This is a genomic window from Pseudomonas sp. PDM14 (genome assembly GCF_014851905.1).
Taxonomy (GTDB): domain Bacteria; phylum Pseudomonadota; class Gammaproteobacteria; order Pseudomonadales; family Pseudomonadaceae; genus Aquipseudomonas.
Genome location: NZ_JACVAQ010000001.1, coordinates 891882 through 915453, shown reverse-complemented (window position 1 = coordinate 915453; position 23572 = coordinate 891882). Strand labels below are relative to the sequence as shown.

General features: G+C 64.9%; 24 protein-coding genes. 11 read left to right on the top strand and 13 right to left on the bottom strand.

The window, feature by feature from the left end:
- The first annotated feature begins 53 nt into the window (after positions 1-53).
- The 3 genes from IB229_RS04305 (at position 54) to recX (ending at position 2163) form a co-directional block, all read left to right on the top strand.
- Positions 54-554: a CinA family protein gene (locus tag IB229_RS04305; protein ID WP_192325294.1), complete on the top strand. Its 501-nt coding sequence runs from the start codon at positions 54-56 to the stop codon at positions 552-554.
- 86 nt (positions 555-640) lie between these two features.
- Positions 641-1690, top strand: coding sequence for a recombinase RecA (gene recA, locus IB229_RS04300; protein ID WP_192325292.1), 1050 nt, complete (start codon positions 641-643; stop codon positions 1688-1690).
- Positions 1691-1698: 8 nt separating this feature from the next.
- Positions 1699-2163: a recombination regulator RecX gene (gene recX, locus IB229_RS04295; protein ID WP_192325290.1), complete on the top strand. Its 465-nt coding sequence runs from the start codon at positions 1699-1701 to the stop codon at positions 2161-2163.
- Between the two features lie 48 nt (positions 2164-2211).
- Here the strand turns inward: recX and IB229_RS04290 are convergent, their stop codons facing one another.
- The gene (locus IB229_RS04290; protein ID WP_192325288.1) at positions 2212-3291 is read right to left on the bottom strand and encodes an LOG family protein; all 1080 of its coding nucleotides are present in this window, start codon (positions 3289-3291) and stop codon (positions 2212-2214) included.
- 295 nt (positions 3292-3586) lie between these two features.
- Between IB229_RS04290 and IB229_RS04285 the strand changes: the two genes are divergently transcribed.
- The gene (locus tag IB229_RS04285) at positions 3587-3781 is read left to right on the top strand and encodes a hypothetical protein (RefSeq protein WP_192325286.1); all 195 of its coding nucleotides are present in this window, start codon (positions 3587-3589) and stop codon (positions 3779-3781) included.
- Between the two features lie 6 nt (positions 3782-3787).
- Here the strand turns inward: IB229_RS04285 and IB229_RS04280 are convergent, their stop codons facing one another.
- On the bottom strand, positions 3788-4189 hold the full coding sequence (locus tag IB229_RS04280; RefSeq protein ID WP_192325284.1) for a quorum-sensing-regulated virulence factor family protein: 402 nt from the start codon (positions 4187-4189) through the stop codon (positions 3788-3790).
- Positions 4190-4306: 117 nt separating this feature from the next.
- Between IB229_RS04280 and IB229_RS04275 the strand changes: the two genes are divergently transcribed.
- The gene (locus IB229_RS04275; protein WP_192325282.1) at positions 4307-5017 is read left to right on the top strand and encodes a tRNA-uridine aminocarboxypropyltransferase; all 711 of its coding nucleotides are present in this window, start codon (positions 4307-4309) and stop codon (positions 5015-5017) included.
- A 12-nt stretch (positions 5018-5029) separates the two neighbouring features.
- Here IB229_RS04275 and IB229_RS04270 read toward each other — a convergent pair whose 3' ends face one another.
- On the bottom strand, positions 5030-5917 hold the full coding sequence (locus IB229_RS04270) for a DMT family transporter (protein WP_192325281.1): 888 nt from the start codon (positions 5915-5917) through the stop codon (positions 5030-5032).
- A gap of 141 nt (positions 5918-6058) precedes the next feature.
- Between IB229_RS04270 and erdR the strand changes: the two genes are divergently transcribed.
- Both erdR and IB229_RS04260 read left to right on the top strand, forming a co-directional pair.
- Complete coding sequence (gene erdR, locus IB229_RS04265) at positions 6059-6709, top strand: response regulator transcription factor ErdR (protein ID WP_192325279.1); 651 nt, start codon at positions 6059-6061, stop codon at positions 6707-6709.
- 70 nt (positions 6710-6779) lie between these two features.
- Positions 6780-7151, top strand: coding sequence for a diacylglycerol kinase (locus IB229_RS04260; protein WP_192329237.1), 372 nt, complete (start codon positions 6780-6782; stop codon positions 7149-7151).
- A gap of 56 nt (positions 7152-7207) precedes the next feature.
- Here the strand turns inward: IB229_RS04260 and IB229_RS04255 are convergent, their stop codons facing one another.
- The 7 genes from IB229_RS04255 to IB229_RS04225 form a co-directional block, all read right to left on the bottom strand.
- Positions 7208-8539 carry a DUF58 domain-containing protein gene (locus IB229_RS04255; RefSeq protein ID WP_192325277.1) on the bottom strand — a complete coding sequence of 444 codons (1332 nt, stop codon included), beginning with the start codon at positions 8537-8539 and terminating at the stop codon, positions 7208-7210.
- A gap of 37 nt (positions 8540-8576) precedes the next feature.
- Entirely contained in the window at positions 8577-9635 is a 1059-nt protein-coding gene (locus tag IB229_RS04250) for an AAA family ATPase (RefSeq protein WP_225578909.1), read from the bottom strand.
- Positions 9632-10945: a DUF4350 domain-containing protein gene (locus tag IB229_RS04245; RefSeq protein WP_192325275.1), complete on the bottom strand. Its 1314-nt coding sequence runs from the start codon at positions 10943-10945 to the stop codon at positions 9632-9634. Before IB229_RS04245 ends, IB229_RS04250 begins: the two co-directional genes overlap by 4 nt.
- Entirely contained in the window at positions 10942-12534 is a 1593-nt protein-coding gene (locus IB229_RS04240) for a DUF4129 domain-containing protein (RefSeq protein WP_192325273.1), read from the bottom strand. Before IB229_RS04240 ends, IB229_RS04245 begins: the two co-directional genes overlap by 4 nt.
- Positions 12521-13501: a stage II sporulation protein M gene (locus IB229_RS04235; RefSeq protein WP_192325271.1), complete on the bottom strand. Its 981-nt coding sequence runs from the start codon at positions 13499-13501 to the stop codon at positions 12521-12523. The genes IB229_RS04240 and IB229_RS04235 overlap by 14 nt, the downstream gene beginning before the upstream one ends.
- Positions 13498-14229: an RDD family protein gene (locus tag IB229_RS04230; protein ID WP_192329232.1), complete on the bottom strand. Its 732-nt coding sequence runs from the start codon at positions 14227-14229 to the stop codon at positions 13498-13500. The genes IB229_RS04235 and IB229_RS04230 overlap by 4 nt, the downstream gene beginning before the upstream one ends.
- 90 nt (positions 14230-14319) lie before the next feature.
- Positions 14320-15081 (bottom strand): hypothetical protein, encoded by a 762-nt coding sequence (locus IB229_RS04225; RefSeq protein WP_192325269.1) that lies wholly within the window; start codon positions 15079-15081, stop codon positions 14320-14322.
- A 170-nt stretch (positions 15082-15251) separates the two neighbouring features.
- Between IB229_RS04225 and sbcB the strand changes: the two genes are divergently transcribed.
- Positions 15252-16685: an exodeoxyribonuclease I gene (sbcB, locus tag IB229_RS04220; RefSeq protein WP_192325267.1), complete on the top strand. Its 1434-nt coding sequence runs from the start codon at positions 15252-15254 to the stop codon at positions 16683-16685.
- 58 nt (positions 16686-16743) lie between these two features.
- Here the strand turns inward: sbcB and mvaT are convergent, their stop codons facing one another.
- Positions 16744-17118 carry a histone-like nucleoid-structuring protein MvaT gene (gene mvaT, locus IB229_RS04215; protein ID WP_192325265.1) on the bottom strand — a complete coding sequence of 125 codons (375 nt, stop codon included), beginning with the start codon at positions 17116-17118 and terminating at the stop codon, positions 16744-16746.
- A 336-nt stretch (positions 17119-17454) separates the two neighbouring features.
- Between mvaT and purU the strand changes: the two genes are divergently transcribed.
- Both purU and IB229_RS04205 read left to right on the top strand, forming a co-directional pair.
- A complete protein-coding gene (gene purU, locus IB229_RS04210; RefSeq protein ID WP_192325263.1) occupies positions 17455-18306 on the top strand; it encodes a formyltetrahydrofolate deformylase in 852 nt (283 codons plus the stop codon).
- A 28-nt stretch (positions 18307-18334) separates the two neighbouring features.
- Positions 18335-18529, top strand: a complete 195-nt coding sequence (locus IB229_RS04205; protein WP_192325261.1) for a hypothetical protein — start codon at positions 18335-18337, stop codon at positions 18527-18529.
- A 4-nt stretch (positions 18530-18533) separates the two neighbouring features.
- Here IB229_RS04205 and IB229_RS04200 read toward each other — a convergent pair whose 3' ends face one another.
- The gene (locus IB229_RS04200) at positions 18534-20411 is read right to left on the bottom strand and encodes a methyl-accepting chemotaxis protein (protein WP_192325259.1); all 1878 of its coding nucleotides are present in this window, start codon (positions 20409-20411) and stop codon (positions 18534-18536) included.
- Between the two features lie 132 nt (positions 20412-20543).
- On the opposite strand from IB229_RS04200, the gene IB229_RS04195 reads away from it, so the two are divergent.
- Complete coding sequence (locus IB229_RS04195) at positions 20544-22040, top strand: helicase HerA-like domain-containing protein (protein WP_192325257.1); 1497 nt, start codon at positions 20544-20546, stop codon at positions 22038-22040.
- A gap of 59 nt (positions 22041-22099) precedes the next feature.
- Here the strand turns inward: IB229_RS04195 and IB229_RS04190 are convergent, their stop codons facing one another.
- Positions 22100-23572 carry an inorganic phosphate transporter gene (locus IB229_RS04190; protein ID WP_192325255.1) on the bottom strand — a complete coding sequence of 491 codons (1473 nt, stop codon included), beginning with the start codon at positions 23570-23572 and terminating at the stop codon, positions 22100-22102.

Genomic DNA, 23572 nt, shown 5'->3' with positions numbered 1-23572 from the left:
CAAAAGCGCGTAGTGTACGGTATCCCTCCCGCTTGCTTCACCTTGGAGAACCCATGGATGTGATAACCGAACTGGCCGCCCGGCTGGGCGAGCGACTGCTGTCGCTAGGAGCCCAGGTGAGCACCGCGGAGTCCTGCACCGGCGGCGGTATCGCCGAGGCCATTACCCGCATCGCGGGCAGCTCGGCCTGGTTCGAGGCAGGCTATGTCACCTACTCCAACGGGCAAAAGACGACCTTGCTCGACGTGCCGAGCGAGCTGTTCGAGCAGGTGGGGGCGGTCAGTGAGGGCGTGGTCGCCGCGATGGTGCGCGGTGCCCAGCGCCGCAGTACGGCGCGTTTCGCCGTGGCAGTCAGCGGCGTCGCCGGGCCTGGCGGCGGCTCGCTGGAAAAGCCGGTCGGCACGGTATGGCTGGCCTGGGGCGACGGCGAGCAGCTGTTCACCCAGCGCTGCCAGTTCGATGGCGACCGTGGGCAGGTCCGTGCGCAAACCGTCGAGCGGGCACTGCGCGGCATGCTCCGACTGGCGGCAGGAGAAAATCCGCAACAGGGGTAGGCGTCGGACTTGCCTTGTGAAATACTACTGTCTACTTATACAGTTGTTGGTGGGCGGTTGGCCCTCTTGAATACGTGAGGATGGAAATGGACGAGAACAAGAAGCGTGCTTTGGCGGCGGCCCTGGGCCAGATCGAGAAGCAGTTTGGCAAGGGCGCTGTCATGCGCATGGGCGATCATGAGCGCCAAGCCATCCCGGCCATTTCCACCGGCTCGCTGGGGCTGGATATCGCCCTCGGCATTGGCGGCCTGCCGAAAGGCCGGATCGTCGAAATCTACGGCCCGGAATCCTCGGGTAAGACCACGCTGACTTTGTCGGTCATCGCCGAAGCGCAGAAGATGGGCGCCACCTGCGCCTTCGTCGACGCCGAGCACGCCCTTGACCCGGACTATGCCGGCAAGCTCGGCGTGAATGTCGACGACCTGCTGGTTTCGCAGCCGGATACCGGCGAGCAGGCCTTGGAAATCACCGACATGCTGGTGCGCTCCAATGCGGTCGACGTGATCATCGTCGACTCCGTTGCGGCCCTGGTGCCGAAGGCCGAGATCGAAGGTGAGATGGGCGACATGCACGTCGGCCTGCAGGCCCGTCTGATGAGCCAGGCCCTGCGCAAGATCACCGGCAACATCAAGAACGCCAACTGCCTGGTGATCTTCATCAACCAGATCCGCATGAAGATCGGCGTGATGTTCGGCAGCCCGGAAACCACCACCGGTGGTAACGCGCTGAAGTTCTACGCCTCCGTGCGTCTGGACATCCGCCGTACCGGCGCGGTGAAGGAAGGCGACGAGGTGGTCGGCAGCGAAACCCGCGTCAAGGTGGTGAAGAACAAGGTCGCACCGCCGTTCCGTCAGGCCGAGTTCCAGATTCTCTACGGCAAGGGCATCTACCGTACCGGTGAAGTCATCGACCTGGCCGTGCAGCTCGGCCTGATCGAGAAGTCCGGTGCCTGGTACAGCTACCAGGGCAACAAGATCGGTCAGGGCAAGGCCAACTCGGCCAAGTACCTGGAAGACAACCCGGAAGTCGGCGGCGCGATCGAGAAGATCATTCGCGACAAATTGCTGGTAGCAACTGGCCCGGCCCGTGCCGAAGCCACGGCTGGTGCCGACGATCTGGCTGACCTCGACGCCTGAGTTCGGCGATGAGCGTGGTGCTGGATACCCCCGTTGCCGTGCGTCGCGCGGCAATGGACCTGCTGGCCAGGCGCGAGCACGGCCGGGTCGAGCTGACCCGTAAGCTGCGCCGCCGCGGTGCGCCGCCCGAGTTGATCGATGGCGCGCTGGATCGCTTGGCGGAAGAAGGGTTGTTGTCGGAGGTCCGTTATCTCGGCAGCTTCATCAGCAGCCGTGGTCGTTCGGGCTATGGTCCGCTGCGCATTCGCGAAGAGTTGGCGCAGCGTGGCCTGGGTCGCGAGGCCATCGAGCAGGCGCTGGCCGAGGCTGGCATCGATTGGGCGGAGCAGCTGCGTGATGTCTGGCAGCGCAAGTTCGGCGGGCAGCAACCGGCGGACATGCGCGAGCGAGCACAGCAATCGCGGTTTCTCAGCTACCGCGGCTTTTCTCTGGAACAGATCGGGCGCCTGCTACGCGGTGCCGATCTGGATTGAATCCCCTTTAGCCCGGCACGTCCGGGCTTTCTTTTGTCTGTATCCTGCTCAACCGTTACTCGCCCAGTTCTGCGGCCGGTTGATGAAGTCCACCAGCTCTCGCAACCGGCCATGGTTGCGCCCGTTGAAAGCGAAAGCCAGGCGGGTCAGTGCGCTGAACTCCGGCTCGTCGATTTCGGCCTGTGCATAGCTCTGCTGTTGATAGCCGCCATTCAGGCAGAGGTCGGCGAACTCCTGATCGAGCGCCGCCAGGGCTGGCCCGTTGAGCGGATGGTTCATGCGGATCAGGAAGTTGCCCTTCAGCCAGCGGGTCGAGTGGAAGTTGCGGTAGAACCGCGCGATTTCCTGCCCCGCCTCTTCGGCGCTGTGCACCAGGCGAACCAGCTGCAGGTCAGTCGGCAGGATGTAGTGGCGTTCCTGCAGTTGCTCGCGGATGAAGCGCAGGGCCTCGGTCCAGTAGCTGCCGTCCGGCTCGTCGAGCAGCACGATCGGCACCAGTGGGCTCTTGCCGGTCTGCACCAGAGTCAGTACTTCCAGTGCCTCGTCCAGGGTGCCGAAGCCACCGGGGCAGAGCACCAGCGCGTCGGCTTCCTTGATGAAGAACAACTTGCGCAGGAAGAAGAAGTGAAACGACAGCAGGTTTTCGCTGCCGTGCATGGTGGCGTTGGCACTCTGCTCGAAGGGCAGAGTGATGTTGAACCCCAGGGCATTTTCTACGCCGGCCCCTTCATGGGCGGCGGCCATGATGCCGCCGCCGGCACCGGTGATGACCATCAGGTTGAGACGGGCCAGCTCTTGCCCCAGGTCGTGAGCCAGGCGGTACACCGGATGGTCGCTGGGCGTGCGCGCGGAACCGAATACGGTGACCTTGCGTCGCCGCTTGAACTGCTCGAGAACGCTGAAGGCGCGCTCCATCTCGCGCAGGGTCTGCAGCATGATCTTGGCATCCCAGCGATTGCGGTCGGCCTGCGCCATGCGCACCACGGTGGTGAGCATTTCCTGGTAGAGCGGCAGGTTGGCGCTGTTGGCGGGGACGACGAGCGCGGTGAGTTCGGCGATCTTCGCGGTCAGGTCGACGCCGCCGGTCTGGAAGTGGCGGGATAGATAGTCGTCAGGCTCATGCGGCATGAAACCTCTCCTTCTTCGATACGGCTCGGGTCGGCACCCTTGTGAAACGGGTTTGGCCCTGAGCAAAGTATGGCTGGCCCGTGACGCTTTGAGGGCACTGCGGCGCTGACGTTTCCTTTCTGTCTTTCAGATGCGGGTGTCTTCGGCGTGCCGGCGGGGCCGTTCGTCTTGCTCGCCTGCTCTCCCGGCGCGATCTGTTCTACCTTGCAACGAGAGCTGTCGTTCATACAGGCGGTCGTTGTGCGCGAACCTCTCGCGCGCTGTCGTACATCTCGTCGGAACGGGGAGGGCAGGTATGCCGAGTCTGACGCTGGAAGTCGATCTGGATCTGTACCGCATGCTACTGCAGGCGGCGCGCACCAATGGCACGAGTATCGAGGAGGAGTGTCTGCGTCGTCTGGATGGCGGTGGGCGGCGCTCGCGCTATCTGGAGGCGCTGCTCGCCGAATTGCGTGCGGACGAGCAGCCGCGCCGGGTCAACGAGGACTGAGGCGGCTCACTGCACGCCGCAGTCGGCCTTGCTGAAGCGCTCGGTGGTAATCGGCTGGTTGGTCTTGTATTCGCTGAACTGATAGCGCAACACGGCGCCACCGGCGAGCAACTGACGATAACCCTGGTTGCTGCACACGCTCGAGCCGAGTTGCTGGCGAACCGCATCCGGGTTGGCGCGCATCTGTATCGCGTGGCGCGGCAGTACGCTGAGGTGGTTGATCAGTTCGTTACCTTCAACCGTGTAACCCTGGTCGAGCAAGTCTTCGTTGATCGCCCGCGGGGTGCCGATGCTGCTTTCCTTGGCGACCTGCTGCAGCATCCGGCTCAGTTCGTAGTCCTTCAGCGAGGCGGCCTGAACGCTGGGGAGGACGAAGCAGAGGGCGAGCGGGGCGACGAGGCGGCGCATGGACAATCTCCTGAAGTAAGGGCGAATCCTTCGACCGGCCGGCACCGGGCTGGTTCAGTAGGCGCTCATCTTACTCTAGACTTGCGCCCCTTTCGCCTTGCCGTACAGGTCGCCCCGATGACTCATGCCGTATCCCGCCTGCGCGACGAGCGCCTCGCTCGCAGCCTGAAGCCCTTCGTGGCACGTGGCTCGCGGGCGCCGCGTTGCCCGCAGTGCCGGGTGTTCTGCAGCCATTGCCTGTGCGAGTGGCGGCCGCAGGTCGAGGCGCGTGCTGGCGTGTGCCTGCTGATGTACGACGTGGAAGTGCTCAAGCCGAGCAACACCGGTTGGCTGATCGCCGACCTGGTGGCCGATACCTATGCGTTCGGCTGGCAGCGCACGGCGGTGGACGAGCAGCTGCTCGCGCTGCTCGATGACCCGCAATGGCAACCCTATGTGGTGTTCCCCGGTGAATACACCACGCCCGGTCGCGTGGTGCATGAGTTGCCGCCGCAGTCGCACAAACGCCCGCTGTTCATCCTGCTGGATGCGACCTGGTCCGAGGCGCGCAAGATGTTCCGCAAGAGCCCCTATCTGGATCGCCTGCCGGTGCTCAGCCTGCTGCCGGAGCAGCTGTCACGCTATCGCCTGCGCCGCGCCAAACGCGATGAGCACCTGTGCACCGCCGAGGTGGCGGCACTGTGCCTCGAGCAGGCTGGCGACGTGCGCGCGGCTGGCGCGCTGGATGCCTGGCTGGACCTGTTCAGCGAGCGCTATCTGGGTGCCAAGCACCACTGGCCGATCGACGAGAGCAGCGCCGCGCACCAGGCTTTGCGCGAATTCCTCTGAGAGGGTTGCGCCTCAGGCGGGCAGTTTCTTCGGCCACAACTGGGCCAGCAGCATGCCGGCGAACATTAGGGCGCAGCCTATATAGCCTTTCAGGGCCAGGGCTTCGCTGAGGAAGATCGCCCCGGCGATGGCGGCGAACACCGCCTCCAGCGAGAGGATGATCGCGGCGTGGGAGGCGATGGCGTGCTTCTGCGCGACCACCTGCAGGGTGAAGCCGATCGCCACGCCGAACAGGCCGCCATAGAGAATCGCCGGGCCGGCGGCGAGAATCGCTGGTAGGCGGATCTCCTCCAGCGCGATGGCCAGCACCAGGCTGATCAAGGCGCAGACGACGAACTGGATCAGTGCCAGGCGCAGCGGGTCGTGACGGCTGGCGAAGAAGCCGACCAGCAATACATGCACACCCCAGACGAAGGCGCCGGCCAGTTGCAGCCAGTCACCCGAGGCGACGTGAAAGCCGTCGCCGACGCTGAGCAGGAACATCCCCACCACCGCCAGGCCGGCACCGAGCCAGGTGCTCATGCCGGTCCGGTGGCCGAGGAACAGGCCGAGCAGTGGCACAACGATGACGTACAGGCCGGTGATGAACCCGGAGTTGGTCACGCTGGTGAAGAGCAGGCCGACCTGTTGCAGGTTGATCCCCAATGCCAGCGCCAGGCCCATGGCCAGGCCGCCCAGCAGCAGACCGCGATTGATCGGCTCCGGCGCCTTGTCCGCGTCGCGGCGACCGAGAATCAGCACCAGCGGCAGCACCGCCAGGCTGGCGAGCGCGAATCGCAAGCCGGTATAAAGGAAGGGGCCGATGGCATCCATGCCCAAGCGCTGGGCGACGAAGGCCGAACCCCAGATCATGGCGGTCAGCAGCATCAGCAGGTCGGCGCGCAGGGCGTGGCTTCGCATGGTGTCTCTCGGCAGGCAAAAGCCGCGACTTTGCCGTAAAGCGGCACGCTTGACCACCCCGTCACAGCTGGGCATGCTTGGCGCCGCCCGCTTGCCGGCTATGGCCGTCCAGATCGGCCCACAACAAGAACAGGGATACCCATGGCCGCTTACGAAATCCTCATCGCTGACGATCACCCCTTGTTCCGCAGCGCCCTGCAACAGGCATTGAGCCTGGGCCTGGGGCCGGATGTGCGCCTGGTGGAAGCGGCCAGCATCGCCGAGCTGGAAACCTGCCTGGGCGAGAAGAGCGACTGGGATCTGGTGCTGCTCGACCTGAACATGCCGGGCGCCTACGGTTTCTCCGGCCTGGTGCTGTTGCGCGGGCAGTACCCGCAGCTGCCGGTGGTGATGGTTTCGGCGCAGGAAGAGGCGGCGGTGGTGGTGCGCGCCCGCGAGTTCGGCGCCAGCGGCTTCATTCCCAAGTCCAGCTCGCTGGAGACCATCCAGCAGGCTGTGCGCCAGGTCCTCGATGGTGAGGTCTGGTGGCCGCCACAGGCGTCCGAAGCGGTTACCGTCTCGGCGGAGGCGAAAGCCGCCAGCGCTGGTCTGGCCAGCCTGACGCCGCAACAGTTTCGCGTGCTGACCATGGTCTGCGAAGGCCTGCTGAACAAGCAGATCGCCTACGAACTGAACGTTTCGGAAGCCACCATCAAGGCCCACGTAACCGCGATCTTCCGCAAGCTCGGCGTGCGCACCCGCACCCAGGCCGCGCTGCTGCTGCAACAGATGGAATCCATTCCGGGGCAGTGATGCGCGACCCCTTCACGTATTTTTGACGGCGGCGTTTCTAAGGTCGCCGCTTCCTCAATTTCGGATGTACATCGCTATGTCGCCATTCAAGGGCCAGACCGGTCTGAAGCGTATTTTCAATGCCGGTGGCTATTCGCTGGATGGCTTGCGCGCGGCCTTCGTCGGCGAGGCGGCGTTCCGTCAGCTGGTGCTGCTCAACGTGGTGCTGATTCCGCTGGCGTTCTGGTTCGACGTGGCGCCGGTGGAGCGCGCGCTGATGATCGCCGTGGGCCTGCTGTCGCTGATCGTCGAGCTATTCAACTCGGCTGTCGAAGCGGCCATCGACCGCATCTCGCTGGACCGCCACCCGCTGTCGAAGAACGCCAAGGACATGGGCAGCGCCGCGCAGTTCGTTTCCCTCAGCCTGATCGCCAGCGTCTGGGCGATCATCCTGCTCGGCTGATTTTCGAATGTAGGCATCAGCGGGAGGGGGGAACTCCGCCCCCCGTCCTGTGAGCCCTACAGCACGCCCGCCTTCTTCCACGCCAGATAGCGGCTGACCAGTTCCGGGCCCAGTTCGCCGGGGCGCGCATCCAGCACCGGTACGCCGTGGGCGAGCAGGCGCTCGTGCAGGCCGGCGCGGGCGTTCAGGTAGTTCACCGTGCCGCAGTAGGCCAGCGCCTGTTCGTAGTCGTTGACGGGCGTCTGGCGCAGGCTGTCGAGCACTTCCTCGCGCAGGCTGGCGACCAGCACGCGGTGCTGGCGCCCCAGGCGTTTTACTGCCCCGAGCAATTCTTCGTCGTCTTCGTCGCGCAGGTTGGTCACCAGCACCACCAGGGCACGGCGGCGCTGGCGTGCCAGCAGGCTGTTGATCGCGGCGGCGTAGTCGGCGGGGCGACGCGTGCTGTCCACCGCGTAGACCGCGTTGAGCAGCGTGCTGATGTGCTCCTGGCCCTTGACCGGCGGCACGAACTGGTCGCGCTCGCTGGCGAAGGTGCTGAGGCCGACCGCATCGCCTTGGCGCAGGGCCACGTAGCTGAGCAGCAGGCAGGCATTCAGGGCATGGTCGAAGTGCGACAGGTCGCCGTCGTGGCTGCGCATGCGCCGGCCGCAATCGAGGAGGAAGACGATCTGCTGATCGCGCTCGTCCTGGTATTCGCGGGCGATCGGCGTGCGCTTGCGCGCCGTGGCTTTCCAGTCGATCTGGCGCAGGGTGTCGCCTTCGCGGAATTCGCGCAGCTGGTGGAACTCCAGCCCCAGGCCGCGGCGCTGGCGCTGGCGCACGCCCAGCTGGCTGAGCCAGTCATCGACGGCCATCAGCTGCGCACCATAGAGGCGGGCGAAATCCGGGTAGACGCGGGTTTCCCCCGGCAGCTCGACGTAGCGGCGGCCCTGCCACAGGCGCAGCGGGCTGGGCAGGTTGATCTCGCAGCGGGCGAAGCGGAAGTGGCCGCGCGCCAGGGGCCGCACGCGGTAGCCGCACTGGGTCTGTTCGCCCGGACGTAGCAGGACGCGTTGTGGCAGGTGCTCGAACTCCATGCGCTCGGGCACGTGGTCGAATACCTCGATGTCCAGCGCGCTGGCGTAGTCGTGGTGCAGGGTCAGACGCACTTCGCTCCAGCGTCCGAGTGGCAGGTTGCCGGGCAATTGGCGTTCGGCGCGCGGGGTTGGCAGGCGCCGCAGCCACAGGGCATCGACGCCGGCCAGCACGGCAAGGGCCAGGAGCAAGCCCCAGCACAGTGTCGGCAGCGTGGCGGGCAGGCGTACGCCAAGCAACGGCAGGCTGCCGAGCACGATGGCGACGGCCAGCAGGGCACCGAGCAGGGCCAGCAGCAAGCGTGACGGTTTCATGCCAGGGCCTGCCCGTTGATGGCGGTTGGCGCCTGCATCACAGGCGCGGCGCCGGCACTTGGTCGAGCAGCTGCTGCAGCACCTGGTCGACCGACAGGCCTTCTATGTCCAGCTCCGGCGACAGGCGCACGCGATGGCGCAGCACGGCCAGGGCGCAACCCTTGATGTCGTCCGGCACGACGAAGTCGCCGCCGCGCAGCAGGGCGCGTGCACGACCGCCGCGCACCAGGGCGATCGAGGCGCGCGGGCCGGCGCCCATGGCCAGGCCCGGCCAGGTGCGGGTCGCGCGAGCCAGGCGCACGGCGTAGTCGAGCACCTGCTCGTCGATGGCCAGTTCGCTGGCGATCTTCTGCAGGGCGATCACGTCCTTGGCCTGCAGCAGGGTACGCAGCGGCGCCACTTCGAGCATGTCGGCCTTGGCCGAACGGGTGACCTGGCGCACCAGGTTCAGCTCTTCATCGGCCGCCGGGTAATCCATGCGCAGCTTGAGCATGAAGCGGTCGAGTTCCGCTTCCGGCAGCGGGTAGGTGCCTTCCTGCTCGATGGGGTTCTGCGTGGCCAGTACCAGGAACGGCTGCGGCACCGGCAGGGCGCGGCCCTCGAGGGTTATCTGGCGCTCCTGCATCACTTCCAGCAGCGCGGCCTGGGTCTTGGCCGGGGCGCGGTTGATCTCGTCGGCCAGCAGCAGGTTGGTGAACGCCGGGCCCTTGCGCAGCTTGAACTGCTCGCTCTGCAGGTCGTACACGGCGTGGCCGGTGACGTCGCTGGGCATCAGGTCGGGGGTGAACTGGATACGCGCGAACTCACCGCCGAAACAGCGCGCCAGGGCGCGGACCAGTAGGGTCTTGCCGAGGCCGGGCACACCCTCGATGAGCACGTGGCCACCGGCGATCAGCGCCGTGAGCACGTCGTCGACCACCGCCTGTTGGCCGATCAGCGCCTTTTGCAACTCCGCGCGCAGGGCCTGGAGCATCTGGGTGGCGCGCTGCCGCTGGCTGGCGGCAGACGGGGCGGCCGGTGCGGTGGGCGCTGCCGGGGCAGCAGGGGCGATGTCGAGGTCGAGGCTGTCGTTGGAGTCCGGCGTTTGTTCGCTCATAGGGCATTCCTGAGAGTTTGCAGGTTGGCGACCTGGCGGGTGAAGTCGGCAGCGGACACACGTTTGTCAGGCGCGGGACGCATGGCCTGACCGATGGCGCTGGTGGGTAAACGGGTGAGGCGGCCGAGCACCTGCCACTGTTCGGCAACGCCGAGGCGTTCGAAGCCCGGGTGCCGGTGACGGGCGCGGCGCAGGATGTCGCGCTGCAGGCTCTGCAGCAGGCTCTGCTGGCCGCTGCGGCGCAGGAGGAAGTCGGCGCTGCCGCGCAGGTGTTCTTCCAGTTGCCGGCGCGCATGGCTGACCGGTGCCTGCAGCGGGCCGTGGCGCAGGCCGACGTGCCACAGCAGCAGGATGATCAGCATCGCCAGGCAGGCCAGGGCGATCGGATAGTGCTTGAGCAACTGGCTGAACAGGTCGTCGCGTTCGGCGTTGTAGACCAGGGTGACGTTGCTGTCCTGGCTCAGGTACCAGAGCAGCCAGGCGTTGTCGTAGTCGGCGATGCTGTCGTTGCGCCAGATCCAGGCATCGGTGAGCACGGTGATCAGGCCGTCGCCGTGGTACAGCTGCAGCATGTGCGTGGCCTGGTCGCTGTTGGCCCAGGCGTGGGCACGGTTCTTCGCGTCGTACAGGTGGAAGTCGGTGTCGAAGTCGACGTAGGCCGGCGCCTGCTCGTTCTCCAGGTAGAGCTTGGTCAGGTACGGATAGCGGTCTTCGTCGCCGGTTTCGGCATCGGCTTCCGGCTCGTCTGCCGTCTCGTCGTCAAGGTGCTCGTCCGCCTCGACCGCCTGCTCGTCCTCCGCCGTCTGGGCATCTTCTGCCTCGGCCTCATCGCTGCTCTCGTCCTCGGCGCTTTCCTGTTCGCCGCTGTCGGCGTCTTCCGCTTCGTCGAGCTCTTCGCTCAGGTGCTGCTGGATGCCCAGGCTGTCGAGCAGCAGGTCGTCGCTCTTGCCCGCGTCCTCGTCCCAGATGCTCTCCGCGACGAATACCAAGTGGCCGCCTTTGGCCGCCCAGTCCAGGGCCTTGCGGGCCTGGCGCGGGGTCATGTTGTGCCGCTCGCTGAGCAGCATCAGGGTCTGGCCATTGGCTTGCAGGGTGTTGAGCACGTCGAGACCGTCGGCGTGCTGGGCGCTGATCTTCTGCTGGCGCAGGAAGTGCTCGGCGGCCAGGTAGGGGTTGGCATCCACTTCCGGCGCGGGGCCGTGTTTGATGGTCTGCTGGTACGGCTGCATCTGCCCGGCGACATAAGTGCCGAGCCAGGTCAGGGCAATCAGCACGCCGCCGGCGAGCAGCAGTTTGACTGGACGATTCATGCCTTCACCCCGTCGCTGCGGAACAGCCGGCGCCAGCCTTCGCACAGGCCGCGTTTGAGGTTGTCCGGTGGCGTGAGGTGGCCGTACGCAAGGTTCTGCCAGTGACGGGTGAGCACGGCGCTGAAGCGGCTGAGCTCGTCCTGCTCCAGGCGTTGTACCAGTTGCAACACTTCGCCTTCGGTGTGCGAGCCCTTGAGGGGCAGGCGGAAGTCGTGCAACAGGCGACTGAGCAGGGCGCGGTAGAGCAGGCCGAGGGCTTCGCGCGGGTGTTCGGCCCAGAGTCGCTCGGCTTCGCTGGCGACGTCGTCGGGCAGGCTTTCGGGGGCGATCTCCAGGCCGAACAGTTGCTCGGGCACCATGCGTGCGTGGCGTTGCGGCAGGCCGAGGCGGCCGGCGAACACCTGCAGCCATTCGCGGTAGCGCCAGACCAGCAGGGTGAGCAGGGCGATCAGCGCGCCCCAGAGGATGACTTCGAAGACCTGCGCGACCACATCGAGCTTCTTGAAATAGGCGGCCAGGTCGACCAGCTTGCGCAGGGACTCGATGAAACCCTTGCCGTCTTCCGGGTCGGCTTTCTTCTCTGCCTGCTCCTCACCGAAGCGCCAGCGCGTCACGGTTTCGCGGTTCTCGAACGGCGGCTGGTCGAGCAGGCTCTTGATGCTGTCCTGTGCAGCGGCGCTGGTCAGCGGTTGCTTGAGCAGGCGCTCGGCGTCGGGGCCGTTGGGGTCCTGGATCGGCACCGGGCAGCTGCCGACGGCCTTGGTTTCTGCTGCCCAGGCGTCCGGCGTCGGCGCCAGGGCGAACAGGCCGAAGGCCAGGAGCAGGGCATAGGCGCTGCCGGTCAGGCGTTGGCGCAGGCGGCGGAACACCAGCTCGATGTCCCAGGCTTCCAGCGCGGTACGCCGGTTGAGGTAGAGGGTGAAGCCGCAGGCGACGTAGATCGGTTCCCAGAACACCAGCACCAGGGCGTACATCAGGTTGGACAGGTGCTCCAGCCACAGCCATTCGCCGTCGCCGGTCTGCAGCAGGTTCTGCCAGTCCAGGTCGATCTCCATCTGCTGCGGCAGCATCAGGTAGACAAGGGCGATGAGGCCGAAGCAGAAGATCGCCTCCAGGTGCGCGCCGAGCACGGTCAGCCACGTGGCACTGCCAGCGTTGCTCTGGCCAAGCACCACCAGGCGCTTGCTGCGTGCTTCGCCGCTGAGCCCTTCGAGCTGCAGGACCGGCAGGTCGAAGCTGCGCGTCGGGCTGAAACGGCGCCAGGTCAGGCTCGCCAGCAATTGCGGTTTGAGCAACCTGGGCAGGGCCTTGAGTGCCTGCTTCAGCGTCGGCGTGTCGCCAAACAGCGAGCGCGAGAGGATGTACAGCGGCAGGCGTTCCCAGGCCGGTTTCAGCCACCAGAAGATGAAAGCGACCACGCTCGGGTACTGCCACAGCAGCAGGGTCAGCAGGGCGAACAGCGGCAGGGTCACCAGTGCCCAGCTGGCCATCAGCAGCACGGTGTGGCGCTGCGCCAGGAGCACGCCGAGGTCGACGGCTTCCCAGGCGCTGCGGGGACGGATGGCGACGCTGGCGTCAGTCAGGCGCATGGCGTTGGCGTCCGGCAAAAACGAAGTAGGCGATCACCAGCGTCCACAGACCGGCACCGACCACGTACTTGATGGTCGGCGTGGTGTAGGTCATCGACGACCAGAAGGCCTCGATGAAGGCGGCGATGAGCAGGAACAGGATGACCCCGGCGACCAGTTGCACGCTGCGCCCGGCCGCCTGGCGCAGAGCCTCGCCACGGCGCAGGCGGCCGGGGGCGAGCAGCGCCCAGCCGAGCTTGAGCCCGGCGGCGCCGGCGAAGGCGATGGCGGTGAGCTCGAAGGCGCCGTGGCCGATGACAAAGGACCAGAAGGTTTCGCTGTAGCCAATACGGGTCAGGTGGCCAGCGACCGCACCGATCATCAGGCCGTTGAACAGCAGGAAGAACAGGCTGCCAAGGCCGAACAGCAGGCCGCTGGCGAACGTCTGAAAGGCGATGCCGATGTTGTTCATGATGTAGAAGCCGAACATCATCCAGTCGTCGCCGGCGTCACGCTCGCTGAAGCGGCCGATGCGCCGTGCATCGGGGTCGTACATGCGCTCCATGTCCGAGACCTGGCCCGGGTCCATCAGGGTGTAGATCAGGTCGTCGAACAGCCAGGTCAGCAGGCCCATCAGCAGCAGGCTGCCGAAGAACAGCAGGCAGGCGGCGAGCACGGCGCGCCACTCGCTGCGGATCAAGCGCGGAAAACCGACCAGGACGAAGGCGATGATCTGCGCGCCGAGGTGGCTGCGGTGACGGTAAAACTGCTGGTGGCCCCGCATCGCCAGTTGCTGCAGCTGGTCGATCAGGTGGCTGCTGTAGCCACGCTCCTCGGCCAGGGCCAGGTGCTGGCAGAGGTGGCGGTAGTCGGCGGCGAAACTCTCGCAGGATTTGGCCTCGGCCTTGCCGCTCTCCAGGGCGTCGAGTTGCGCGGTGAATTTCAGCCAGTCAGGCGTGTGGCGTTGCTCGAACAGGTGCTGCTTCATGTCGACCCCAGCAAGCCACGAGCGATGCCGTTGAGCTTCGCTTCGGCTTGTTCATCCGGCACTTCCAGGGCCGGTGCGAGGATGCCGGCCAGCTCCTGGCGGCGCGCGCCGGAGAGGCTGCCCTGGCGCTCGACGAAGCCGAGCAGGGCACGCTGCTCGGCCAGGTCCAGGCGAAATGGCGCACGCTCGGCATCACCGGCAGCGATGGTCGGGCGCTTGGCCGTGTCGTCGCGATAGACCACCAGGGTGCCGGCGGCCAGGTCGCCGAGGCGCTTGAAGGCCGGATGGCTGAAGCAACTGATCAGCCCCAGGCAGTAGGCGAACGGCAGCATGTCGACAAAGCGCAGCAGGTTGCGGGTCAGTGACGCGCCCCAGCCGACGGGGGTGCCGTCGTCGTGGACCACGCGCAGCCCCATGATCTGCTTGCCGGGCGAACGGCCCTGACGCAGCACTTCGAACAGCACCATGTACCACCAGTTGACCAGGAAGAAGAGGATGCTGCCCAGGCCCACGCCGACCTGACCGAGCAGGGCGAGGATGAGGAACATCACCAGCAGGATCACGCCGCGGAACAGCAGGTCGAGCGCGAAGGCCAGGCTGCGCGGCAGAGCACCGGCCGGACGCAGCACCAGGTCGATGCCCTCGGGCGTTTCCACATGGTGCCGGGTGTCCAGCAGGCGGTCGCGGCCTGGACTGTCGGAAATGGCGCTGGGCGGGCTTGGCTGCATCGTCAACTGCATCGAGGAAAGCCTGATGCTAGCCAGCAGCAGGGCGGGAAATCAATCGGGCCGCGAGGCGGCCCGAGTGCGCGAAGGCGATCAGTTGGCGGGTGGCAGTACGCCGAAGATGATGCGGTACAGCACGCCGATGGCGATGACGAACAGCGGGAGGGTCCAGATCAGGCCGATACCCAGGGCCAGGGCGCTGACACCCATGATCAGGCCGAGAACCAGGAACAGACCAAAGGCCTTGAACCAGTGCTGGCTGATGGCTTTGCGCGAGGTTTCCAGCGCTTCCCACGGCGACAGGCCGCGCTCGACCGCCAGCGGGATGGCCAGCATATAGGCAACGCTGAGGTAGATCCCCGGGAGGATGAGCAGCAGCAGGCCGACATAGATCAGCGCCGTCATCAGCAGGCCGGTGAGCAGCAGCGGTACGAAGCGGCCGAAGTGGCTGAACATCTCGTTGAAGCTGACCGGCTGATCGGCGGCGCGACGGATGCCAATCATGTTGATGCCGGCGAGGAAGGGGTAGGTGACTGCTGAGCCGAGCAGGGAAATGACCAATTGGCCGACCATCATGCTGCCCGGACTGCTCTCGTTCAGAAGGCCGACCATGCCAAGGACGAAGCCGAGCACGAAGGTGGCCAGGAGCATGGCGATGTAGAAGATCAGGAAGCCGCCGATGATGATGCCCTTGGTGCCCTTCACGCGCTGCCAGGCTTCGCCGATCACGTCGCTGATGGTGAAGTCGTAACCGCGGCTCAGCGCTTCGGCGATGCTCGGCACCTGGCCGTTGGGGATTTCCTGCAGGTTACTGGCCGGAGCGGCATAGGGATTGGGGGCGGCGGATTCACTCATGACGACTGTCCTTGTGGTGGGGTGGGGATCCGGGATGCGCCATGCTATCGGCAGAGCGGGTCACGCGGCAAGCTGGCTCACCGAGCGCACGTGAGCCAAGTCATGCTTTGCGCTTCTGACGTGTGAGGCAGGTGCTAGACTGCCGCGGCCTTCAATTCAGGGACAGCACCGTGAGCGCGAGCATCTTCTGGTACGACTACGAAACCACCGGTATCAACCCGCGTTGCGACCGCCCGTTGCAGGTGGCCGGCATCCGTACCGACGAGCAGCTCAATGAAATCGGTGAGCCGGTGAACCTGTACTGCCGCCTGGCCGACGACATCCTGCCGCATCCCGCGGCCTGCCGCATCACCGGCATCACCCCGCAGACCCTGGCGCAGAAAGGGCTCAGTGAGGCCGAGTTCATGAATCGCGTTCACACCGAACTGGCCCAGCCAGGCACCTGTGGTGCCGGCTACAACAGCCTGCGTTTCGACGATGAGATGACGCGCTACAGCCTGTACCGCAACTTCTTCGACCCCTATGCGCGCGAGTGGCAGGGCGGCAATAGTCGCTGGGACCTGATCGACCTGATGCGGACCGCCTATGCACTGCGCCCCGAGGGGATCGAGTGGCCGCGTGATGACGAGGGCCGGGTGTCGCTGAAGCTGGAGCTGCTCACCGCGGCCAACGGCATCGAGCACGGTCAGGCGCACGATGCGCTGTCCGACGTGCGCGCGACCATCGCTTTGGCGCGCCTGGTGCGCGAGCGCCAGCCGAAACTGTACGACTACCTGTTCCAGTTGCGTGCCAAGGCCAAGGTGATGGAGCAGATTCGCCTGCTGCAGCCGCTGGTGCATGTGTCCGGTCGTTTCGCCGGCAGTCGCCACTACCTGGCGGTGGTGCTGCCGTTGGCCTGGCACCCGCGCAATCGTAATGCCCTGATCGTCTGCGACCTGCAAGCCGATCCGCAGCCGTTGCTGGAGCTGGACGCGGCGACCCTGCGCGAGCGTCTCTATACCCGCCGTGACGCGCTGGCGGAGGGGCAATTGCCCGTGCCGTTGAAGCTGCTGCATATCAACCGTTGCCCGGTGGTCGCACCACTGAGCGTGCTGCGCGAGCAGGATCGGCAGCGCCTGCAGGTCGATCTGGGCGAATGCCAGACGCGTGTCGAAGCACTCGCTGCTGCGCAGAACCTGTGGCGCGACAAGTTGGCGGATATCTATGCCGATGAAGAGTTCGCGGACAATGCCGACCCGGAACAACAACTGTATGCCGGGTTTATCGGTGACCGGGATCGGCGCTTGTGCGAGCAGGTCCGCAATGCCGAGCCGACCACATTGTCCGGCGCCGATTGGTTGTTTGCCGATCAGCGTTTGCCCGAGTTGTTGTTCCGTTATCGTGCGCGCAACTTTCCGGCCTCGCTCGAACCGAGCGAACAGATACAGTGGGACCTGTTCTGTAAACAGCGTCTGAGTGACCCCGCAATGGGGGCGCCCAATACCGTTGCAGCATTCGAGCAGGCGTTGGCTGTCGAGTGGCAGCTGGCCGATGAACAAGGGCGCGAGGTCTTGAGTGCCTGGCGCGAATATGTGCAGCAGGCGCGTGCTCGATTCGCTGTGTAATAAAACGTAAGCAATAAAAAAAGCCGGCATGCGCCGGCTTTTTTGTTTTGCTGCGTGTTCAACCGAGCAGGGTTGCCCAGCTCTCAACAGTTTCAGCGCCCCACTTTGCCTTCCACTCTTTCAAGGTCTTGTGGTTGCCACCTTTGGTTTCGATGACTTCGCCGCTGTTCGGGTTCTTGTATTGCTTGACCTTGCGCGCGCGCTTGCTGCCGGCCGGCTTGGTGGCGCGGGTAGCCTTGCTGGCTTTGGCTTCCGGGTCGAGCAGGGCGATGATGTCACGCAGGGACTTCTGGTATTCGCCCATCAGGGTGCGCAGTTTGCCTTCGAATTCGAGTTCTTTTTTCAGCTTGTCGTCTTGCGACAGATTTTTCAGGCGCTCCTGAAGTTCTTTGATGGCTTCTTCGGTGGCGCGATATTCGTTGATCAGGGACATGGGGCGTACCTTGAATTAGGTTAAAGGCAGGAGTAAGTGACGGTAATAATAGTCATGCACTTGCGGCAAGTAAATACGTTTGAAAAGTTTTGATTGGAGTTGGCTTTTCAATATATCGGTGGTGTATGTCATCTGCCTCTTCACGTGAAGTAGCCATGTAATCAATGAAAATTACAGTGAGCAGCCAATATTTGTTGGGGTAATTCTGCAGTGCCGCCTCATGCATCGAGCTTCGTGCATCGCTGGAGGCTGGCGGGTTTTGCCTCGGGCTTTGTTACTGACGTTTCCCCGCTCACTGGCTAGAATGGCCGCCTCGCGAAGTTCTGGAGTTTCATCATGCGCACTTTTCGGCTGGTCATTGCCTGCCCGGACCGCGTTGGCATTGTGGCCAAAGTCAGTAATTTCCTCGCTACCTATAACGGGTGGATCAGTGAGGCCAGTCATCACTCGGATAACCAGAGTGGTTGGTTCTTCATGCGTCATGAAATCCGTGCCGACTCATTGCCCTTCGATCTCGACGGTTTTCGCCAGGCGTTCGCCCCGATTGCCCGCGAATTCTCCATGGAATGGCGGGTGACCGACTCGGAGCAGAAGAAACGCGTGGTGCTGATGGCCAGCCGCGAATCGCACTGCCTGGCCGACCTGCTGCACCGCTGGCACAGCGATGAGCTGGATTGCGAGATTCCCTGCGTGATCTCCAACCACAATGACCTGCGCAGCATGGTCGAGTGGCATGGCATTCCGTTTCACCATGTCCCGGTCGACCCGCAGGACAAGAGCCCGGCGTTCGCCGAAGTCTCGCGCCTGGTCAGCGAGTACGACACCGATGCCGTGGTGCTCGCGCGCTATATGCAGATCCTGCCGCCACAGCTGTGCCAGGAGTACGCCGGGCGGGTGATCAACATCCACCACAGCTTCCTGCCGTCGTTCGTCGGCGCCAAGCCGTATCACCAGGCGTCGCTGCGCGGGGTCAAGCTGATCGGTGCGACCTGCCACTACGTCACCGAGGAGCTCGACGCCGGGCCGATCATCGAGCAGGACGTGGTGCGCATCAGCCACCGCGACAGCATCGAAACCCTGGTGCGCCTGGGCAAGGATGTGGAGAAGATGGTGCTGGCGCGCGGCTTGCGCTCGCACTTGGAAGATCGCGTGCTGGTGCACGACAACAAGACCGTGGTGTTCGACTGATCGGGCCGCGGGCCTGGCGAGGTAGACCATGAGCGATCCACGCAAACCGGGTACGGCCAGTGCGCCACCCGTGCTGGGCGAGGGCTGTGTACAGCGCTACGACCCGGAGGCGTTGAGCGAGGAAGACGGCACCGAGTTTCCCGGTGCCGCCGAGTTGTGGAACGAGCTGCGACAGGACGAAGCGCCTGCCGCGCCGGCGCAGGACAAGCCAGCGCCGCGCTGAGCCTTTAGATGCGGAAGCTGTCCACCAGCTGCTTGAGGCGGCTGGCCTGCTGTTCCAGATCACCGCAGGCGCGCAGCGTCGCCTGCAGGTTTTCCACGCCTTCCTGGTTCAGTGTGTTGATCTCGGTGATGTCCATGTTCAGCGAGTCGATCACCGCGGTCTGCTCCTCGGTCGCGGTGGCTACCGACTGGTTCATGCCATCGATCTCGCTGATCCGCTCGGTGACGCTGCCGAGGCGCTGACCGGCCTGGTTGGCGATGGTCACGCTGTCCTCGCTGTAACGCTGGCTCTCGGTCATGGTGCCGACCGAGTCGCGCGCATCCACCTGCAGGCCCTCGATCATCTTCTGGATTTCCTGCGCCGACTCCTGCGTGCGGTGCGCCAGGTTGCGCACTTCATCGGCGACCACGGCGAAACCACGCCCGGCTTCGCCCGCCCGCGCCGCTTCGATGGCGGCGTTGAGGGCAAGCAGGTTGGTCTGCTCGGAGATGCTCTTGATCACTTCGAGGATCTGACCGATATCCACCGTCTTGCTGTTCAGCGTTTCGATGTTGCGGCACGAGGCACTGATCTTGCCCGACAACTCGTTCATCGCCGAGATGGTCTTGGTCAGCACCTGGCTGCCGTCTTCGGCCAGACGGCGGGCGTCGGAGGCCTGGTGCGAGGCGTCGGCGGCATTGCGGGCGATCTCCTGGGCGGCGGCGCCGAGTTCGTTGATCGCTGCGGCAACGCTGTTGGTGCGCGCGGCCTGTTCGTCCGAGTTGACCATCGACGAGTTGGAGGCATTCACCACCAGCTTGGCCACTTCGTTGACCTGTTGTGTGGCCGAGGACACTTCGCGGATCGAGCCGTGGATGCGTTCGACGAACTGGTTGAACGAGCCGGCCAGCTCGCCGAATTCGTCCTGGCTGTGCACCGCCAGGCGGCGGGTCAGGTCGCCTTCACCCTGGGCGATGTCACGCATGGCACGGCCCATCACGTGCAGCGGTTGCATCAGCACGCGAATCAGCATGCCCAAGAGCAGCATGATGATCACCACGGCGATCACTGTGGCGATGATCGCCGAGGCGCGGAATTCGGTGAGCATGGAGTAGGCGTCAGCCTTGCTGACCGACAGGCCGATGTACCAGTTGACCGAAGGTAGGCCCTTGACCTGGGCGAAGGTGAGGATGCGTGTGTCGCCATCGAGCTCGGCCTCACTGAACTCGCTGCTGATGCGCGGGGTGTTCTTCGGGTAGACCTCGCTGAGGGTCTTCATCACCAGGTCCTTGTTCGGGTGAACGAGGATCTTGCCGTCGGCGCTGACCAGGAAGGCGTAGCCGATACCGTCGAAGTCCAGCGAGTTGATGATCTCGACCAGCGTGGTCAGGCTCAGGTCGCCGCCAACTACGCCGGCGTTGCTGGCCGGGGTGGCGATGGTAATGATCAGGTTGCCGGTGGCCGCGTCGACGTAGGGCTCGGTGAGGGTCGAGCCGCCGGCGCTGACGGCGTCCTTGTACCAGGGGCGCGTACGCGGGTCGTAGTCGGCCGGCATTTGGTCTTCCGGGCGCATGGTGAAGCTGCCGTCCTGGGCACCGAGGTAGGTGTAGGCGAAGGTCGACTTCAGCGCCGAGCGTTCGAGGTTGGCCGCCAGGTCTTCCGGCGTGGTGTCGCTGGAGATCGACTGCGCCACGCTTTCGACCAGCAGGATGCGTCCGGACAGCCAGTTCTGGATGTTGCTGGCGGTGACGTTACCCATTTCCTGCAGGTAGTTTTCCAGGTCATCGCGGATCGCGTTGCGCTGCAGATAGTCGTTGTACAGGGTGAAGAGGGAGAACGCGGCGATCACCACCAGCGAGGCGGCGATCAGGATTTTGTGGCTGAACTTGAGGTTCTGGGTCATGGTCGCTTGCGTCCGGTGAGTTCTGGCAGCAGTCTTCTAATTGTCCACGGCTGGGGTTGTCGCGCCCGCCATGCGTTATCACCATCTATAGCGACATAACTGCAGTAAAGCTTTAGCCCGAGGGATGGCAAGATGCCTGTAACGGATTCTTTTGTACTGGGAGCTGGCCCCGACGGGCAGCCCGTCGCCCAGGCGCTGCGCCTGAGCAACCGCCACGGCCTGGTAGCCGGTGCCACCGGAACCGGCAAGACGGTGACCCTGCAGCGACTCGCCGAAGCCTTCAGCGATGCCGGCGTGGCGGTGTTCGCCGCCGACATCAAGGGTGATCTCTGCGGCCTCGGCGCGCCGGGCAATCCGCAGGGCAAGATCGCCGAGCGCATCGCCGGCATGCCTTGGCTCAACCATCGCCCGCAGGGCTACCCGGTGACGCTGTGGGATGTCGCCGGCAAGAGCGGCCATCCGCTGCGCACCACCCTCAGCGAAATGGGCCCGCTGCTGCTGGGCAACCTGCTGGAGCTGACCGACAGCCAGCAGGCCGCGCTCTACGCCACGTTTCAGGTCGCCGACCGTGAAGGCCTGTTGCTGCTCGACCTGAAAGACCTCAAGGCGCTGCTCAATCACCTCAAGGATCACCCGGAGCTGCTCGGTGAGGATCGCGCGCTGTTCGCCGGCCCTTCCGCGCAGGCGCTGTTGCGCCGCCTGGCGACACTGGAGCAGCAGGGCGCCGAGGCGCTGTTCGGTGAGCCGGCCCTGCAGTTGGAAGACATTCTGCGTCCGGATGCCGATGGCCGTGGGCGTATCCACCTGATGGACGCCAGCCGCCTGGTGCACGAGGCGCCGAAGGTCTACGCGACCTTCCTGCTGTGGCTGTTGGCCGAGCTGTTCGAGCAGCTGCCGGAGCGTGGTGATGCCGACAAACCGGTGCTGGCGCTGTTCTTCGACGAGGCGCACCTGCTTTTCGCCGATACGCCGAAGGCGCTGCAGGATCGTCTGGAACAGGTGGTTCGCCTGATCCGTTCGAAAGGCGTCGGCGTGTACTTCGTCACCCAGTCGCCCAGCGACCTGCCGGACGACATCCTGGCCCAGCTGGGCCTGCGCATTCAGCATGGCCTGCGCGCGTTCACCGCCAAGGAGCAGAAATCGCTGCGGGCGGTGGCCGATGGCTTCCGCCCCAACCCGGCATTCGACTGCCTGAGCGTGCTCACCGAACTGGGTATCGGCGAAGCGCTGGTCGGCACCCTGGAAGATCGTGGCACGCCAGCGATGGTGCAGCGCGTGGCCATCGCGCCGCCGCAGTCGCGCATCGGGCCGCTGAACGAGGCGGAGCGGGCGCAGTTGCTGCGTGGTTCACCGCAGGCCGGGCGCTATGACCGCCCGGTGGACCGCGAGTCCGCCTACGAGATCCTGCAGGCACGTGCGGCGCAGAAGTCGGCCGACGATGCAGCGCAGAAAAATGCGCCAGGGCCGGTCAAGCAAGAGGGGCCGGGAATCGGCGGCATGGCCGGCGAGCTGCTCGGCAGCCTCGCCAGCCAGGTGATGAAGACTGCGGTGCGCCAGGCCGCGAACCAGATCGGCCGGCAACTGGTGCGTGGTCTGATGGGCTCGTTGCTCGGCGGCAAGCGCCGTTGAGGGTAGGCGTCAGGCATGAAAAAGGCGCCCGCAGGCGCCTTTTTCTTTGGCTGTGACCATCAGCCGAACAGGTAGCTCGCCAGGCAGAACAGGCCCGCGGCCAGACCCATCGAGGTTGGCAGGGTGAGGACCCAGGCCAGCAGGATGTTGCTGACGGTGCTGCGCTGCAGGCCGGTCTTGTTCGCCACCATGGTGCCGGCGACACCGGAAGACAACACGTGGGTGGTCGAGACCGGCAGGCTGAAGATATTGGCCATGCCGATGGCGCAGGCTGCGGTGATCTGCGCACTCATGCCCTGGGCGTAGGTCATGCCCTGCTTGCCGATCTTCTCACCGACGGTCAGGACCACGCGCTTCCAGCCGACCATGGTGCCGATACCCAGCGCCAGGGCCACGGCCAGGATCACCCAGAACGGCGAGTACTCGGTGGTGGCGGTGAGGTCCTTGCGCAGCTTGTCCAGGTCCGATTTCTCGCGTTGCGGCAGGTTCTGCAGCTTGCCGACCTTCTTCGCCGAATCGTCCAGGCAGAGCAGGTAGCGGCGCACGTCGATGCGCTTGTCTTCGCTGAGGTCGCGGTAGTCCTTGACGCCATCCAGGGTGCCGAGGAGGGCAGCGATGGTCGGCTCGGTCAGCTGCGGGTCGCAACGGAACTGCTTGGGCAGTTCGGTATTGCCCGGTTTGCCGAGGGCGAGGAACTCGGTCAGGGTCGGCGCGTTGCGCTGATAGAAGTCGCTGAGGTGGATGGCTGCATCACGGGTGCGGTCGATCTGGTAGGTGGTGCTGTTGAGGTCCAGCACGAATTTGGCCGGCACGATGCCGATCAGTACCAGCATGATCAGGCCGATGCCTTTCTGTCCGTCGTTGGAGCCGTGCACGAAGCTCACAGCCATAGCCGAAAGTACCAGTACCAGGCGATTCCAGAACGGCGGGTGCTTCTTGCCCTTGATCTCTTTGCGACTTTCCGGGGTGTTGTGCATCTTCGACTTCGGCAGCCAGCGCTTGAGCGCAAGCAGGATCAACGCTGCAACGAGGAAGCCCGCCAGCGGCGAGAGCACCAGGGAAATACCGATGTCGATGGCTTTCTGCCAGTTGACGCCGTCGCTCAGGGCGATGTCGGTCATCAGGGCATTGGCCAGGCCGACGCCGAGGATCGAGCCGATCAGGGTGTGTGAGCTGGAGGCCGGAATGCCGAAATACCAGGTGCCCAGGTTCCAGGTGATGGCTGCGGCGAGCAGCGAGAACACCATGATCAGGCCGTGAGCAGTATTCACGTTGATCAGCAGTTCCACCGGCAGCAGGTGGACGATGGCATACGCCACGCCGACGCCGCCCAGCAGTACGCCGAGGAAGTTGAAGATACCGGAGAGGACGACCGCCAGGTGCGGCGGCATGGCTTTGGTGTAAATCACCGTCGCCACGGCGTTGGCCGTGTCGTGGAAGCCGTTGATGAACTCGAAGAAAAGGACGAATGCCAGGGCGAGCACCAGGCTCACCACCAGCCAGGCATCAAGCCCGCTGAATAATTCGAACAT